21 protein-coding genes are annotated in these 14,645 nt (G+C 36.0%); all 21 read left to right on the forward strand.

What is annotated here, in order from left to right:
* The first annotated feature begins 21 nt into the window (after positions 1 to 21).
* The 21 genes from TSYNT_RS10700 (at position 22) to TSYNT_RS10805 (ending at position 14,638) form a co-directional block, all read left to right on the forward strand.
* The gene (locus tag TSYNT_RS10700; protein ID WP_059033898.1) at positions 22 to 540 is read left to right on the forward strand and encodes a YqeG family HAD IIIA-type phosphatase; all 519 of its coding nucleotides are present in this window, start codon (positions 22 to 24) and stop codon (positions 538 to 540) included.
* A 25-nt stretch (positions 541 to 565) separates the two neighbouring features.
* A complete protein-coding gene (locus tag TSYNT_RS10705) occupies positions 566 to 2,206 on the forward strand; it encodes a GspE/PulE family protein (RefSeq protein WP_059033900.1) in 1,641 nt (546 codons plus the stop codon).
* Between the two features lie 16 nt (positions 2,207 to 2,222).
* Positions 2,223 to 3,428: a type II secretion system F family protein gene (locus TSYNT_RS10710; RefSeq protein ID WP_238142714.1), complete on the forward strand. Its 1,206-nt coding sequence runs from the start codon at positions 2,223 to 2,225 to the stop codon at positions 3,426 to 3,428.
* Between the two features lie 25 nt (positions 3,429 to 3,453).
* Positions 3,454 to 3,918, forward strand: a complete 465-nt coding sequence (locus TSYNT_RS10715) for a prepilin-type N-terminal cleavage/methylation domain-containing protein (protein ID WP_059033902.1) — start codon at positions 3,454 to 3,456, stop codon at positions 3,916 to 3,918.
* On the forward strand, positions 3,893 to 4,273 hold the full coding sequence (locus tag TSYNT_RS10720; RefSeq protein WP_238142715.1) for a type IV pilus modification PilV family protein: 381 nt from the start codon (positions 3,893 to 3,895) through the stop codon (positions 4,271 to 4,273). The genes TSYNT_RS10715 and TSYNT_RS10720 overlap by 26 nt, the downstream gene beginning before the upstream one ends.
* Complete coding sequence (locus TSYNT_RS10725; protein ID WP_059033904.1) at positions 4,248 to 4,709, forward strand: prepilin-type N-terminal cleavage/methylation domain-containing protein; 462 nt, start codon at positions 4,248 to 4,250, stop codon at positions 4,707 to 4,709. The genes TSYNT_RS10720 and TSYNT_RS10725 overlap by 26 nt, the downstream gene beginning before the upstream one ends.
* 48 nt (positions 4,710 to 4,757) lie before the next feature.
* A complete protein-coding gene (locus tag TSYNT_RS10730) occupies positions 4,758 to 5,039 on the forward strand; it encodes a late competence development ComFB family protein (RefSeq protein ID WP_059033906.1) in 282 nt (93 codons plus the stop codon).
* 12 nt (positions 5,040 to 5,051) lie between these two features.
* The gene (gene pilM / locus TSYNT_RS10735; protein ID WP_059033909.1) at positions 5,052 to 5,984 is read left to right on the forward strand and encodes a type IV pilus biogenesis protein PilM; all 933 of its coding nucleotides are present in this window, start codon (positions 5,052 to 5,054) and stop codon (positions 5,982 to 5,984) included.
* 1 nt (position 5,985) lies between these two features.
* A complete protein-coding gene (locus TSYNT_RS10740; protein ID WP_059033911.1) occupies positions 5,986 to 6,522 on the forward strand; it encodes a PilN domain-containing protein in 537 nt (178 codons plus the stop codon).
* Between the two features lie 7 nt (positions 6,523 to 6,529).
* The gene (pilO, locus tag TSYNT_RS10745) at positions 6,530 to 7,078 is read left to right on the forward strand and encodes a type 4a pilus biogenesis protein PilO (protein ID WP_059033913.1); all 549 of its coding nucleotides are present in this window, start codon (positions 6,530 to 6,532) and stop codon (positions 7,076 to 7,078) included.
* Positions 7,079 to 7,214: 136 nt separating this feature from the next.
* On the forward strand, positions 7,215 to 7,772 hold the full coding sequence (gene efp, locus TSYNT_RS10750) for an elongation factor P (protein ID WP_059033915.1): 558 nt from the start codon (positions 7,215 to 7,217) through the stop codon (positions 7,770 to 7,772).
* Positions 7,773 to 7,793: 21 nt separating this feature from the next.
* On the forward strand, positions 7,794 to 8,189 hold the full coding sequence (locus TSYNT_RS10755; RefSeq protein ID WP_059033917.1) for a CD1247 N-terminal domain-containing protein: 396 nt from the start codon (positions 7,794 to 7,796) through the stop codon (positions 8,187 to 8,189).
* Positions 8,190 to 8,524: 335 nt separating this feature from the next.
* Entirely contained in the window at positions 8,525 to 8,911 is a 387-nt protein-coding gene (locus TSYNT_RS10760) for an Asp23/Gls24 family envelope stress response protein (RefSeq protein ID WP_059033919.1), read from the forward strand.
* A 56-nt stretch (positions 8,912 to 8,967) separates the two neighbouring features.
* A complete protein-coding gene (amaP, locus tag TSYNT_RS10765) occupies positions 8,968 to 9,507 on the forward strand; it encodes an alkaline shock response membrane anchor protein AmaP (RefSeq protein ID WP_238142716.1) in 540 nt (179 codons plus the stop codon).
* Positions 9,508 to 9,510: 3 nt separating this feature from the next.
* Complete coding sequence (locus TSYNT_RS10770; protein ID WP_373877519.1) at positions 9,511 to 9,738, forward strand: DUF2273 domain-containing protein; 228 nt, start codon at positions 9,511 to 9,513, stop codon at positions 9,736 to 9,738.
* A 13-nt stretch (positions 9,739 to 9,751) separates the two neighbouring features.
* Positions 9,752 to 10,156 (forward strand): transcription antitermination factor NusB, encoded by a 405-nt coding sequence (gene nusB / locus TSYNT_RS10775; RefSeq protein WP_059033926.1) that lies wholly within the window; start codon positions 9,752 to 9,754, stop codon positions 10,154 to 10,156.
* A gap of 27 nt (positions 10,157 to 10,183) precedes the next feature.
* Positions 10,184 to 11,401, forward strand: coding sequence for an exodeoxyribonuclease VII large subunit (gene xseA, locus TSYNT_RS10780; protein ID WP_059033928.1), 1,218 nt, complete (start codon positions 10,184 to 10,186; stop codon positions 11,399 to 11,401).
* Entirely contained in the window at positions 11,398 to 11,640 is a 243-nt protein-coding gene (locus TSYNT_RS10785) for an exodeoxyribonuclease VII small subunit (RefSeq protein ID WP_059033931.1), read from the forward strand. Before xseA ends, TSYNT_RS10785 begins: the two co-directional genes overlap by 4 nt.
* Positions 11,633 to 12,523, forward strand: a complete 891-nt coding sequence (locus TSYNT_RS10790) for a polyprenyl synthetase family protein (protein WP_059033933.1) — start codon at positions 11,633 to 11,635, stop codon at positions 12,521 to 12,523. The genes TSYNT_RS10785 and TSYNT_RS10790 overlap by 8 nt, the downstream gene beginning before the upstream one ends.
* A gap of 679 nt (positions 12,524 to 13,202) precedes the next feature.
* Complete coding sequence (locus tag TSYNT_RS10800) at positions 13,203 to 13,829, forward strand: hypothetical protein (RefSeq protein WP_059033937.1); 627 nt, start codon at positions 13,203 to 13,205, stop codon at positions 13,827 to 13,829.
* 5 nt (positions 13,830 to 13,834) lie between these two features.
* Positions 13,835 to 14,638, forward strand: coding sequence for a TlyA family RNA methyltransferase (locus tag TSYNT_RS10805; RefSeq protein ID WP_059034342.1), 804 nt, complete (start codon positions 13,835 to 13,837; stop codon positions 14,636 to 14,638).
* Positions 14,639 to 14,645 lie beyond the last annotated feature (7 nt).

Consider the following 14,645-nt stretch of genomic DNA (forward strand, 5'->3'; position numbering starts at 1 on the left):
ATTTTTTTATGAGGAATGATTATGCTAGAGCTATTTTGCCCTGATCTTTATATCGAAAATATCTATAAATTAGATTTAAACTATTTAAAGAAAAAAAATATCAGAGGAATACTTATAGACATTGACAATACTCTACTTCCGTGGAATTCAGCAGATATTGACAATAAGCTGATAAATTGGGTGAATTTATGTAAAGAAGAGGGATTCCTTCTATGCATTATTTCTAACAATACTGCAAGCCGCATAAGAGTGTGTGCGAATAAGCTGGGGATTCCCGCAGTATCAGGCCACTATAAGCCGCTTAAAAGAGCTTTTAAGGAAGGCTTGAATATACTAGGTACTAAGCCGGAAGAAACGGCAGCTATTGGCGATCAAATATTTACCGATATTTTAGGCGCAAAACGCAGTGGGCTATTTGCAATTTTAGTAAAGCCGATAGGCGATAAGGAATTTTTTGGAACTAAGATTATCCGAAAATTTGAAGGCCTAATCTTAAAATATATGGAAAGGAAGAATCTGATTTTTCTTAATCGGTATTAATATAAATTAGAGGAGCGAGGCTGTAGTGACGGGTGGAAAAAGACTCGAGGATTTTTTATCAGAAAAGGGTTATATTACGACAGCCGAATTGAAAAAGATTAAAAAAATACAACTTTCGAACGGCAAAAGATTAAGTGAAGTAATCGCAGATGAAGATTTGATTTCCGAGGGAAAATTAGCTGAAATTTTAGCAATTGCTACAGGGATACCGCAAGTGAGCTTAAGCAGGCTTTATATCAGTCAAAATGTAATTGACTTGGTGCCTGAAGATATTGCCAGAAAACATACTATCTTACCTATTGAAAAAGATGGCAACTCTTTAGTAATAGCAGTAAGTGACCCTTACAATATATTTGCCGTAGATGATGTAAAATTTGCCAGCGGCTGCGATATTAGAATTGTTATAGCATCAAAAACTGAAATACAAAAAGCCATAGATACTTATTACAAATCATATTCTAATTTTAAAATCAAAGAAACAGCACATACCAAAAAAGAGCTAAAGGATGCTGAAAAAGTTCCTGTTGTAAAACTGGTAGATACCATAATATACCAAGCAGTCAAAAAGAACGCCAGCGATATTCATATTGAACCTCAAGAAAAGAATGTTCGTATAAGATATAGAGTTGACGGAGAGCTTGTTTCAGTAATGTTCTTTGATAAAATCTTACTGCAATCAGTGATAGCAAGAATTAAGATAATGGCAAAGCTTGACATTACAAAAAAGAGGATTCCCCAAGATGGAAGCTTTAATTTAGAAATAGACGACAATCTGATTGATATAAGGGTATCCACTATTCCTACAACAAAAGGCGAGAAAGCTGTTCTTAGAATATTAAATCGCGACAAGTTTTTGCGAAATATAGATCAGCTTGGATTTAGCGATAGACAAAAAGAGCAGATTTACAGAATGTTGAGTTTTCCTTATGGCATGATTCTAGTATGCGGACCTACCGGGTGCGGTAAAACTACAACTCTTTATTCTATGATAAATTATTTAAATAAGCCAAATCAAAATATAGTTACATTGGAAGATCCGGTAGAATATGCACTTTCCGGCATCAACCAAATACAGATTAATCCTAAAAGCGGAATAACCTTTGCCACAGGTTTGAGAGCTATTCTAAGGCAAGACCCAAATATCATCATGGTCGGAGAGATAAGAGATAAAGAAACGGCGGATATTGCAGTTAGAGCAGCACTCACCGGCCACCTTGTTTTTTCTACGTTACATACAAATAATGCATTAGGAGCTATTACCAGACTTTTAGATATGGGGGTAGAATCTTATCTTCTGGCTTCATGCCTTGTAGGAGTTATTTCGCAGCGATTAGTTCGCAAAATTTGTCCCATATGCAAAGAAAAGTTCAAGGCATCAAAATATGAAGCATCTTATCTGGATATAAATGATAATAAAGAGCATTACATCTTTAAGGGAAAAGAATGCGAGGCTTGTAATTTTACGGGTTATAAAGGCCGGACAGTAGTCGGAGAGATTTTTGAAGTTTCATCTCCTTATCGGGAACTCATATCAAAAAGGGCAACTTTGAAAGAAATTGAAAGTTTATTATATGCTAATGGCTATGATTCAATGGAATCTAGCGCAGCATCATTAGTTAAAAATGGTATTACCACGCTCGAAGAAATGATGCGTGTTGTCTTTTGATAAAGGATGGATAATAATGTCACTTTACTATTATAAAGGCAAAAATTTTGCCGGCAGCAAGACAATTGGCATGGTAGAGGCAGAAAGCGATTACGCAGTTGCAAAAAAGATAAAAAACGACGGTTACATACCTGTTAAGATTAAAAGCATAGACAAAAACAGTTTTATATATATTTTAGCAGCTCTTTTTAATAGAATAACTTTTTTTGAACTTGCAATATTTTGCAGACACCTTGCAATTATGCTCGATTCAGGTGTTAGTATTGTAGAAAGCCTTAGCTCTATAGCAAAACAGACAAAAAATAGTAAATTGCACAAGATTATTATGAATATAAGCCGACAAGTAGAGCGCGGCAGCTCCCTTTCTGACTCCTGCAAAAACTACCCATATGCATTTTCTGATGTTTTCATTTCCGCTATTGAAGCCGGGGAGATATCAGGAAATTTAAGCGAGGCGTTACAGTTATTATCTGAATATTATTCAAGTAATTCAAAGCAAAGTGAGAAAATAAAAAACGCACTGACATACCCTGCAATATTAGGCGTTGCATCAATCGGGACAATCATTTTCCTATCAACCAAAGTTTTGCCGGTCTACGCTAACATATTTTCATCGGCCGGAGTGCAACTACCTAGAGTTACTCGGATTCTTATATCGGTAAGTTCAAATATGGTAGAATTTTGCTTGGGCATCCTTATTTTTTTATCTTCAATATTTTTTATTACTCTGCAATCCAAGAAGTCGTTTTCTATTGCATGCCGTATAGATGAATTAAAACTTTCAATTCCTTTGATAGGTAAGCTCATAAAAAACGAAACCTCTGCGCAGGTAATAAAGCTGCTAAATATTTTGGTATCTAGTGGAATACCTATTTTAAAAGCACTGGAAATTTCAATGGGCACTGTAAAGAATCAGTTTATTAAAAAAGAGCTATATGCCGTATGGGAGGGGCTGAAACAAGGGAAAAATTTAGCCGGTCTCATGCCTGATAATATTTTTTCTCCCCTGGCATTAGAAATGATATTTATAGGGGAGGAATCAGGGAATCTTGCAGAAATGCTAGATAAAGCAGCCTCTTTTTACGAAGAGGAAGTTAAGATCCTTTCCGACAAGATAACTGTCCTTATTGAACCTGTAATGATAATATTTATGACGATTTTAGTCTCATTTATAGTGATTTCGGTTGTAATTCCCATGTTTGATGTTTACAATTTATTTTAAAGGGGGGGTTTTAAACGAATTACAAATGATATATGACTATAAAGATTGCAGAGGATATACTTTAATTGAATTAGTTGTTGTCATATCATTACTCGGATTATTGGCCGGTATAGCACTTCCTGATTTTAAGAAAAACGCCGCAAATTCTGATCTTAAAACAGCTGCTTTTGAACTTGCAGAAAACATTCGCCTAGCACAGCAAAAATCTATGGTCGAAGGCATACCATATAAAATAGTAATAGACCTGGAACGTGGAGATAATTATCAAATACTTGCCGGCAAATACGGTAAATTTGTAAAACTACCGAAAAATGTAATTTTTAGCTGGACCAGCTATACAAATGTCGGCAAAACTATAATATTTGGCCCATCGGGAGCGCCTAATCAAGGAGGCACCATAGCACTGACAAATGGAGATGATACAATTTATGTAATAGTTTCTGTAGCAACAGGGAGGGTGAGAATTGATAAAATACCTCCAAGAATCTAACGAAAAAGGTTCGACGCTTATCGAAATAATAGTTGCTGTAACACTACTTTCTTTGATGACAATTCCATTTTGCGGACTTTTTTCTCAAAGCGTAAAATCAAATAGAAGAACAGAGGAGATGATGCTGGCCACGGCTTTGGCGCAAGATACAATAGAGGAGTTAAAATCGTTTTCTTTTGAGGAACTGCTTAAAAAACTTACGTATCAACAAAAAGACATTGTAAAATTAGATAATTATAGTTTTGCACGAAGCATAAAATATCTGGTAAAAAATGAAAATCTGTTGATGATAACTGTAACAATAAAGGGAGATAACCAGGAGGTAGAAGTTGCAACATATCGGGGAAAATACTGACAGCAGAGATGGTTTTACTCTTATTGAACTTATTCTTTCTTTAGGACTTTTAAGCCTTGTGCTTACCACGGCTTTTATGCTTTACAGCAGCGGACAAAAGTCCTACGATAGCGAAAATGCCAAGATTTTTGACAGTCAAAATATCAGACAAGCCTTTTTGTGGCTTTCAACTACCGTAAAGCAGGCCAAAACCATTGAGTCACTATCGGAAAATGAGATAAAAATAATAAGCGGCAGTGGCGAGAAAATTATATATTACTTTAGTAATGGAGTGCTTTATCGAAAAAAGAACAATGGAGTAAATCCTGTGGCTGAATTAGGCCAAGTAAGTTTTAGTCGATCAGGAAAACATTCTGTAGAAATTTTTTTAAAAGCGAAAAACAGCAATTCTGTGTTAACAACAAAACTTACGCCTTTTGGCTTATGGGTAAATTAAAAAGTTCTTAAAAAGTAATCTTATTCTAGTATAAGGGGTATTGATAAAATGGAGCAAAATAGCGAATTCAAGTTAAAAAACTATATGGAAGATATCGTTGCTTTACTTTTAGAAGAGCTTATGAGAGATAGGGATATTTGCAAGTGCGAGCATTGCCGTCTTGATATTATGGCCATTGCGTTAAATAATTTGCCGACAAAGTATGTGGTAACTAAGAAAGGCGAAGTATATGCCAAAACAGATCTTTTAAATAGGCAATACCGCACTGATGTTATTATACAGCTGCTAAAAGCAATGGATATTGTTTCCAGGAACCCACATCATGAGTAAGGAGTTTTATCAATGCTGCAAAGTTCGCTACATACAGGAATAGACATTGGAGCAAAAGATATAAAAATTGCAAATGTAACAATAAACAGAAGATCATATTTCGTCAAGAACTTTTATAAAATAGAAAATCCGATTGGCAAACTAATTCCGGAAACTCCATTGGAAAAGAGCATTATGAATAAATGCTTTATAGAAATAAAAGACATATTTTCCGGAAAAATTATTATTGGAATTTCGAGTAAGTATGCTCTCTTTCGGCAGATTCAATTGCCGCGCCTTAGTAAGAGAGAATTAAAAGAGGCTATATTTTGGGAAACTCAAGAGTTTTTGGCAACTTTTGGCATGAAATTTATCAGCGATTATGAGGTTTTATACCACGGCAAAAATACTTGCAGTATATTAATAGCAGCAGTGCCGGAAGGCATAGCAAAAAATTATGCCAAGATTGCTTTAGACGCCGGTATTTTTCCAAATTCCCTAGATGTATATCCTCTTGCAAATGCTTGTGTAATTCAGGTTCAAAAAAATTATGACCCAATTGCTATAATTGATTTGGATTTTGATTATAGCGAAATAACGATTTTAAATGACGGGGAAATTATTCTAGTAAGAAACCTTGATTTTTTTAATATAAACGAAGCTGATAAGCAAGCTGATTGGGAAAACATAGATTCTTTTCCTATGTCATATAAAAATTTTATAATTGAAATCTCAAGGACTTTCGAATTTTATATGCGAAATGGCGGGCAAAAAATTGAAAAAATAGTTATTGCGGGAGAAGGAAGCAAATCAAAGTACTGTAAGGCCGTACTTGAAAAACACTTTCATGTTGAAGTTTTTATGGGAGCGGAATTTGCAGTAGACCATATTTCCGCAAACATAAAGTTAAATTCTGATATATTAGATTATTTCAGTGCAATCGGTCTTGCGTTAAGAGGTAGGTAAAATGCACAAGTTAAATCTTATGCCATCAGAAATGTTAACAAAAATGTCTAGAAAAACTCGCCGCCCAATTTTTGTTTTCGGAGCATGCATTTTTATTTTATTGTTCCTGTCTTCTACCGTTCTCATAAATAGATCTAACGATTTGCTCAAAGAGGAAATTAGAAGTGTTCATAAAGACATCCTGGAGATTAAAAAAACTGGAGAATTTGAACTTACGCCAGAGGATTTAAATAAAAGACAAAATGCATACAAAGATTTGTCTAAAACCAAAATATATTATGCCCGCAAAATAGATGAGCTTGTAAAAGTGGTACCTGATAGTGTTTCCATAATTTCCTTAAAAGCCGGTGAAGACAGATTGCTCAACTTCTATTGCCATGCTGTTGATAACGCATCTGTGGCAGAAGCTATGGAGAATTTCGCAAATGCCGAAGATGTTTCAGATATTCAATTAGGATTTGTTCGCCGCCAGGAAGCGAAAAGCGAATTTACGGCAAATTATGATTTTGAATTACTTGTAGAACTTGCTAAGGATTGATTTGCAATTGAAATTTAAATTTTTAAGTTTAAAGAAATATCTTAAAAGATCTGAAGACAACCTGGTAGTTTTGACAACCATTTGCCTTCTTGTATGTGCATTTTATTTTGTGCTATATCCGAAATTGATAAGGAATCGAGACTTAAAATCACAACTGGAAGAAGCTTTAAACACTAAAACAGAGTACATTAATATCTATGAAAACGATGCACACTTAGCTCAAAAAGCTGAAAAATGCATCCCTAAAAATAAGGAGATTCCTAAGTTTCTCAAGGACATCGAAAGATGGAGCAACGATAAGCAGGTAAAGATAGTTTCGATTTACCCAGACCAGACAAGAATAGAACACATAGGGAATTCCGAAATAAATGTTATTCCTATAGAAATTAGCGCCGAAGGCATTTACGAGGTTTTGCTGGAATTTTTAGATGAGATGGAGAACTATTCTAGATTCTTAAAGGTTGAAGAATTAAGCTTGGAGGCTATTGATAGTCTGCCGCTTGATTCATTTACATTATGCAAACTTACCGCAAGAATAAGCCTTTATTATCTTTGAATATAACTTAAAACCTATATTCAAACAAACTAAAATATGATATATTATTAAATGACAAAGTCACAGATATGATTCTTGTTATGCTGCAAAAGCTAATTTGCAAAATGTGCTATAGTCAAAAGTGGAGGTGCTTTACTTGATATCAACTAATGATTTAAGAACCGGTGTTACTGTAGAGATTGACGGAGAAGTGTATACAGTAGTAGATTTTCAACATGTAAAACCAGGAAAAGGCGCTGCTTTCGTCAGGACAAAAATCAAAAATGTTAAGACGGGACAAGTCTTTGAAAAAACTTTTAGAGCAGGCGAAAAACTTAACCGAGCTATAATAGAAAGAAAAAATATGCAGTATTTGTATTCCGAAGGCGATGTATATCACTTTATGGATACAAAAACCTTTGAGCAGGTTCCGCTTACAAAGGACCAATTAGGTGATGCGGTTAATTATTTAAAGGAAAATATGGAGGTTGTTGTAACTTTTTATGACGGAGCTCCTATAGGAGTTGAAATGCCAACTTTTGTTGAGCTTACGGTCACTCAGACAGAACCTGGGTTCAAAGGAGATACAGCAACAGGCGGTTCTAAGCCTGCAACCCTTGAAACTGGAGCAGTAGTCCAGGTGCCGCTTTTTATTGAGATCGGCGATGTTGTAAGGATAGATACGAGAACAGGAGAATACTTAAGTAGAGTATAAAAATGAATAGGAGGAATTAACATGCGTGATGTCAGCTTAAAAGTATCTTATTTAAAAGGACTGGTAGATGGTCTTGATATTGAGGATGCAAAAACAAAAAGAGCCATAACAGAAATAATAAATGTAATGAGCGATATAGCAGAAGCAGTTGATGATCTAGAAGTGATGATGGAAGATACTCAAGAATATATGGAGAGTATTGATGAAGATCTTGGCGAGTTAGAGTCAGAAGTATACGGTGATGATGAAGATTACGACGATTATGAGGATGACGAGGACTACGAATTCGATGATGAAGGGTTTATCGAAGTCGATTGTCCAAATTGCCACGAAGTAGTATATATAGATAAAGATTTTATAGAAGACAATAAAGCAGAATGCCCGAATTGCAACGCAGTAATAGATATAGAGCAGTAATTTGACCCTCTTTAGCAATTTATCTCCCATCTTTTATAAGTGGGAGATAAATTGCTAATAACCATGGCGATAGCCAAACCATAGCTAAAAATTATTATTGGGGTAGGGACTACCCTTAGAGCTTGGGTAAACTTGGCAGGCTACTGTTATTGACCAAGAAGCTCCCACTTCAACGAATGAATGAATAAGTGGTGAATAGTTCACAAGCAAAAGTTTATAAAAAGAGGGATACCCCTCTTTTTATGCTAATATGCATTACATGGGAGTTGTATTAAAATAACCAGCTTGTTATAATAACTTTGAAATGCAAAATCATTTTGAAAGGGGAGTTTGCGATGAGTGCAGATCAGAATTTTGACAGCGAAAAAGGTTCTATAAAAATTTCCGATGATGTAATTAGTGTTATAGCCGGCCTTGCTGCTACAGAAGTAGAAGGAGTAGCAGGTATGAGCGGCGGTGTTGTAGGAGATATTACTGAAATTTTAGGACGTAAGAATTTGTCAAAAGGTGTAAAAGTCGCGGTAAACGATAAAAATGTTACTGTTGATTTGTATATTATCGTGGATTATGGCGTAAGGATACCTGAGGTTGCATGGAATATTCAAGAAAATGTTAAAAAGGCTATTGAAAATATGACTGGATTGTCTGTGACAGATGTAAATATTCATGTGCAAGGTGTAAGCTTTGGTCTTCCTGCTGAAAAAGAAAATGACAGTAAATAATATATGCCCCCTGGCAACAATTCAGGGGGTTAACTTAAATTAGGGAGGTTTTATGCATGAATTTTTTTGATAGATTTTTACTTGCTATTTATTCCTTGGTTTTTTCTCTAGTTTCTATAGCCGTAATTATGTTTTCCTTAAAAACAATAAGATTCGAATATGCAATTGCGGGTTTAACTCTTTTATATGGACGAACCGAAGCGTTGGCAACAGGCATTGTTTTACTTCTAATTGGAATAAGATTTTTGTTTTACAGCCTAAAATCAAATAAAAAAGTTCGAGAAACGATAATAAAAAGTGATGAATTAGGAAAAATTGCTATTACGCTTGACGCAGTAGAAAGCTTAGTTCTTAAAGTTATTAAAGATAATGAGAATATAAAGGATTCAACTATAATTGTAAAAAGACAAGACAAGGGCGTATCAATAATATTGAAACTTGTTGTAAATTATGATGTTGTAATACCTGATATAGCTGCAGAACTTCAAAATACTATTAAAAACTATATAGAAACTACTGCGGGTGTTCCGGTAAGTGATATCCAGATAAATATAACTAATATTTCTAATCAGTCCAAACCGAAAGCTTCAAAATGAGAGGTGATAATATTGAACTTCTTGCAAGAATTATGGGCCGAGCATCGCAATGAGATAATCGGTTGCATAATCGGTGTTCTAATTGGTATAATGATACTTGCAGTCGGATTTTTGAAAACTTTATTTATTGTATTATGCGGTGCTATAGGATATTATGTTGGCAAATATCTAAGTGGCGACAAAGATATTAGGGAAAAAGTAAATAATATTTTTCATTCCGCAAAAAGATGAGGAGTGTACTTTTTTGAGTAGGAAAACCGCACGAGAACAAGCTTTTAAAATACTCTTTGCAATTGATGTAGGAGAGAATACAATTGAAGAAGCAATGGAAATTGCTATCCCTTCTTTAAATGATCAAGGACAGAAAAAATTTGTTCTTGATGAGGTCAATGGTGTTTTGAACAATTTGGAATCTATAGACGAGATTATAAATAAGTATTCCGGCGATTGGAAAGTTAATCGCATGGCTTCTTCGGACAGGAATATTCTAAGGATTGCGATATATGAAATTCTCTATAGAGATGACATACCTGCAAGTGTCTCAATAAATGAAGCTGTTGAAATAGCAAAAAAATACAGTGATGAAAAGTCTTATAAATTTATAAATGGCCTTTTAGGATCGGTAGTCAGAGAATATGAAAGCAAATAAACCGATTTTGCTTAACGGAGGTTTATCTTGAAACCCATTTTTACAGTAAGCGAAGTTACAACCATTATAAAAAGTCTTTTTGATTCTAATGAAATTTTGCGACAGGTCTATATCAGAGGAGAGATTTCAAACTTTAAGCATCATGTATCTGGTCATATGTATTTTACTTTAAAGGATGAAAAATCTCAAATACGATGTGTGATGTTTAGGGATGCTAATAGGCTCCTTCCTTTTACTCCTGAAAATGGAATGAGGGTAATAGTCTTAGGCTTTATAAGCGTTTTTGCAAAAAACGGAGAATATCAACTTTATGCAGAAGACTTACAGCCAGACGGAATCGGAGCATTGCATATTGCCTTTGAAAAGCTTAAAGCTAAATTAGACAAGGAAGGTCTTTTTGGCGCAGAGCGAAAAAGACCCATACCTTTTTTGCCAAAAAAAATAGGAATAGTTACATCACCTACCGGAGCTGCGATAAGAGACTTGCTTACGGTAATAAAAAGGCGATTCCCTAACGTAGATATCGTTATCGCCCCTACTTTAGTTCAGGGAACCGGAGCCGCTGATGAGATCTGTGCTGCTATAGACGAATTAAATAAATTAGGTAACATAGATGTGATAATTGTTGGAAGAGGCGGAGGATCCATAGAGGAATTATGGGCGTTCAATGAAGAAAAAGTAGCAAGGGCAATTGCAAGCTCTGGCATTCCGGTTATTTCAGCGGTAGGCCATGAAACCGATTATACCATAAGCGATTTTGTTGCAGATAAAAGGGCACCGACTCCATCGGCCGCGGGAGAAATGGCGGTGCCCTCAAAAGCTGTTCTTAAAAATGAAATAAGGCACCTGAATTTGAGATTGCTTAATGCAATGGCAAGGTATATAGGTACCGAAAGACAAAAACTTGAATATTTAAGCAAACTTCCTGTTTTTAAAAGGCCGCAAACCTATATTATTAATAACCGCCTTGCATTAGATGAAATTATAAAAAAACTTCTAAGAGAAATGGATATATATTTATCAGAAAAGAGAGCCCTGCTGAATACCTATACAGATAAGCTTGAGGTTTTAAGTCCTATTTCTATACTAAAGAGAGGTTACAGTATTTGCATGGATGCTGATTCTAAAAGGATAATAAAAAGCGCAAAAGATGCCAAAGAAGGAGACATGGTTGTAATATTGTTGTCAGAAGGCAGCCTTGTATGCAATGTAAAGGAATGCAAAGAGGGGAATGAGAATACTTGAATACTGAGTACAAATACGAAGATGCGATAGCAAGATTAGAGTATATTGCAGGACAACTAGAGAAAGGTGATCTTACCTTAGAAGAAGCGCTTTCATTTTTTGAGGAAGGTATAAAGCTTATCAAAATATGCTCAAAAATTTTAGATGAGGCTGAGGGGAAAGTACAAGTTTTAACAAAAGACCTAAATGGCGATTTTGTGATAAAGGATTTTGACGGAGGCTTAGAAGCAGGTGAATGATTTTGAAAAAGAAATGAAGCATATGTCTCAGATTATCGACAATGAGCTTATAAACTATCTGCCTCAAAAGGATACGCTGCCTTTAAAGTTATACAATGCAATGACCTACAGCGTTTTATCGGGAGGAAAAAGACTAAGACCGATTCTGGTAATGAAGTCTGCAGAATTTTTTGGGCTTTCTTATGAAAAAGTTATTCCAACTGCATGTGGCATTGAAATGATACACTCATATTCACTAATACATGACGATCTTCCTGCCATGGACAATGATGATTTAAGGCGCGGAAAACCGACATGTCACAAAAAATTTGGAGAGGCTATAGCGCTTTTAGCAGGAGATGCGCTGCTTACGCATGCTTTTTGCGCAATAGCTTCAAATTATGGTATAGATGGAATTTTACCTGAGGCAGTGATTGATATAGTGCGTGAAATATCGATTGCAGCCGGAGGATGTGGAATGGTGGGCGGGCAGACTGCCGACATCGATACAGTAGGGAAGGATATTGACATAGATACACTTTTTTATATAAGCACCCACAAAACAGGAGCATTAATTAGTGTTGCAACATGGGCGGGAGCCAGGCTTGCCGGTGCTTCTCCAAGAGATCTCTCTTTATTCAAAGATCTGGGAGATAAAATAGGATTAGTCTTTCAGATTGTAGATGATATCTTAGATGTTAAAGGCGATGAATCTATTTTAGGAAAACCGATAGGAAGTGATTTAAGGAATCATAAAAATACCTTTGTCAGCATATTAGGTCTTGAAGAATCTTTGAGACTGGTAAATAAACTTTCGAATGAAGCTAAAGATCTAATATCAGATTATCCTAATAATGAGTTTTTTATGAATTTAATTGAATTTATAGCAAACCGAGACCACTAAGGCCTGAACTCCAATTATTGAATTTTAGCGTTTTTTGTGTTATAATAAATGTCAAAGCAGGAGCAGGCGGTGCAGTATTCTAGTCAAAACCACTCCTCTGAAGGCGGGGCTAAAAATCCGTCGAGGGCACATCGATGAAGTTCTTGGTGCTGGCCGCTGACGCCCAGTCGGGGGCTGGTGCTGGGAGTAAGGAGGATGGGGCGATCTACAATGGCATGTAGGCGTTGACCCTACCTCCGCGGAGACCTAAGTGCGTGGCTCCAAGAAAATACTGAAAGTTACGGCTTAGGGTGTGAACCTGCATCCGATGAATGTTGGGTGCAGCGTAGCCTGCCTTGAGTGGGATGGGCGGAAAAAGGATGTTACTTGATATGTGGTTTGGCCAAACCGCATATCAAATCTTTACCTTTGAAATCCATCCTGCAAAAGAGGCTAGGAGGAGTCAGGTTTTGGTGAGGAAAACTCCTAGACTGTTCCGCAAGGAGATAGACAGGGGATTACAGTGTGGACTAAGTGGCAATCTAGCCCTGTTTTTGGCAACAAAGCAGCGGTGGACTTAAAGGGGAACCGTCTTTTCGGCAACGATTAGATGTCTGCCGGGGAAATCCTGCTAGACCTAAGCCACAAAATTTACCCTGCCTATTACCGCCTGCTCACGTATAAAAATGGAGGTAATTTATTGAACCTCGATTCAGAAGACAAGAAATCTAAGAAGAATAATGAGAGTTCAAAAACCAGATGGGTATACAGAGCTTGTATGATGGCTTTTGGACTCTCTGTTTTTTTTAGTTTTATCTCGGAAATGTTATTAGATAAAGTGAATATAATTGTTTCGCTGATTATTTTGCTTATTATAATTGCTATTGGCATCATTTTTGATATAATTGGGATAGCTGTTGCTTCAGCAAACGAAGCACCTTTTCATGCTATGGCTGCAGATAAGACTCCCGGCGGCAAAGAAGCGGTGAGACTCGTGAAAAATGCTGATATCGTGTCAAATTTTTGCAATGATATCGTAGGAGATATTTGTGGGATTATAAGTGGTGCCGCAGGTGCCGCGATAGTAGTGAAAATAGCGGTCCAAGGAGGCAGCAATAAGGAAATTATAATCAAAATGATACTTACCGGTTTAATTTCCATGCTGACGGTAGGCGGTAAGGCTGCCGGCAAAAGTATTGCTATAAATAATTCAAAAACAGTTGTGCAAAATGTAGCACTGTTTTTATATATTCTAAACAACAAGCTACATATTGATATTTTGCCTAAGAGCAACGGAGCTAAGCGAAAAAAGCAGGAGAGAAATTGATCATAATGGACCAGAAAAAAGAAAGGCTTGATATTTTATTAGTCAAAAATGGTATATTTGAAAGCAGGGAGAAAGCAAAAGCAGAAATAATGTGCGGCAATGTGCTTGTAAACAACAATGTAGTTGATAAACCCGGGACATTAGTTAGCGTAGAAAGCAATATTACGCTAAAACAAAAAATGTGTCCTTATGTAAGCAGAGGCGGACTGAAGCTGGAAAAAGCATTAGAAGTTTTTGCAGTAAACGTAAGAGACAAGGTTGTTTTAGACGCCGGTGCTTCTACCGGAGGTTTTACTGATTGCATGTTAAAAAGAGGCGCAAAAAGGATTTATGCCGTAGACGTAGGATATGGTCAGCTTGCTTACAGTCTCAGAGAAGATAATAGGGTAATTGTTATGGAAAGAAAGAATGTAAGACATTTCACCCTTACAGATGTCGGAGAGCAGGTAGATTTAATTACAGCAGATCTTTCCTTTATTTCCTTATCAAAGGTATTTAATGTTTTTTATGAACTTTTAAAGCCAGAAGGTGATCTGATAACTTTGATAAAACCTCAATTTGAGGTAAAGCGTGAAGAAGTAGGCAAACATGGTGTGGTAAAAGACGCCAAACTTCACGTAAGAGCTATCTCTGATGTAATTTCAAGTGCTAATCAGTGCGGATTATACGTAATTAATTTAACCTATTCTCCGATAAAAGGCCCAAAAGGCAATATAGAGTATCTTGCTCATTTTAGGAAAGACAGGACGGATAATTCTATTATTGATATTGAAGCTATAGTCAATAAATCTCACAATGAACTGTCATAGGATAAAA

This window comes from Tepidanaerobacter syntrophicus (assembly GCF_001485475.2).
In the GTDB taxonomy this organism is placed as follows: Bacteria; Bacillota; Thermosediminibacteria; order Thermosediminibacterales; family Tepidanaerobacteraceae; genus Tepidanaerobacter; species Tepidanaerobacter syntrophicus.

What these genes read in the sequence shown, in the direction of transcription:
- TSYNT_RS10700 (WP_059033898.1), top strand. Translation starts at nt 22, where the DNA reads ATGCTAGAGCTATTTTGCCCTGATCTTTATATCGAAAATATCTATAAA.
- TSYNT_RS10710 (WP_238142714.1), top strand. Translation starts at nt 2,223, where the DNA reads ATGTCACTTTACTATTATAAAGGCAAAAATTTTGCCGGCAGCAAGACA.
- TSYNT_RS10715 (WP_059033902.1), top strand. Translation starts at nt 3,454, where the DNA reads ATGATATATGACTATAAAGATTGCAGAGGATATACTTTAATTGAATTA.
- TSYNT_RS10730 (WP_059033906.1), top strand. Translation starts at nt 4,758, where the DNA reads ATGGAGCAAAATAGCGAATTCAAGTTAAAAAACTATATGGAAGATATC.
- pilM (WP_059033909.1), top strand. Translation starts at nt 5,052, where the DNA reads ATGCTGCAAAGTTCGCTACATACAGGAATAGACATTGGAGCAAAAGAT.
- TSYNT_RS10740 (WP_059033911.1), top strand. Translation starts at nt 5,986, where the DNA reads ATGCACAAGTTAAATCTTATGCCATCAGAAATGTTAACAAAAATGTCT.
- TSYNT_RS10755 (WP_059033917.1), top strand. Translation starts at nt 7,794, where the DNA reads ATGCGTGATGTCAGCTTAAAAGTATCTTATTTAAAAGGACTGGTAGAT.
- TSYNT_RS10760 (WP_059033919.1), top strand. Translation starts at nt 8,525, where the DNA reads ATGAGTGCAGATCAGAATTTTGACAGCGAAAAAGGTTCTATAAAAATT.
- amaP (WP_238142716.1), top strand. Translation starts at nt 8,968, where the DNA reads ATGAATTTTTTTGATAGATTTTTACTTGCTATTTATTCCTTGGTTTTT.
- TSYNT_RS10805 (WP_059034342.1), top strand. Translation starts at nt 13,835, where the DNA reads ATGGACCAGAAAAAAGAAAGGCTTGATATTTTATTAGTCAAAAATGGT.